Origin of the sequence: Pseudoalteromonas sp. S3260 (genome assembly GCF_005886925.1) — a bacterium.
Lineage (GTDB): Bacteria > Pseudomonadota > Gammaproteobacteria > Enterobacterales > Alteromonadaceae > Pseudoalteromonas > Pseudoalteromonas tetraodonis.
Genome location: NZ_PNCV01000336.1, coordinates 1 through 224, shown reverse-complemented (window position 1 = coordinate 224; position 224 = coordinate 1). Strand labels below are relative to the sequence as shown.

The following is a 224-nucleotide window of genomic DNA, read 5'->3' as shown; positions in this document are numbered from 1 at the left end:
CTTTCTTAACTGATGACCTAGTCGGCTCTTTGGATAAGCTAGATAAGAGCAATATCGCCACCTTGGACATTGTCGAGCATTACTACGACACTATTTTTGACCGGGTGCCTTGGGTCAAAGAGGACCGCGAGAAAATCAAGCAGCATCAAATTTTGGTCGATAGCCAAAAAGAAAACTGCTACTTACTACAAATTTTCACCAAGAACTTATTTGGCCCTATCTTC

The 224-nt window shown here is 42.0% G+C and carries 1 pseudogene; it reads left to right on the top strand.

Going from position 1 to position 224, the window contains the following annotated elements:
- A pseudogene (locus CWC14_RS18705) lies at positions 1 to 224 on the top strand (4-hydroxyphenylpyruvate dioxygenase); the annotation flags it as partial.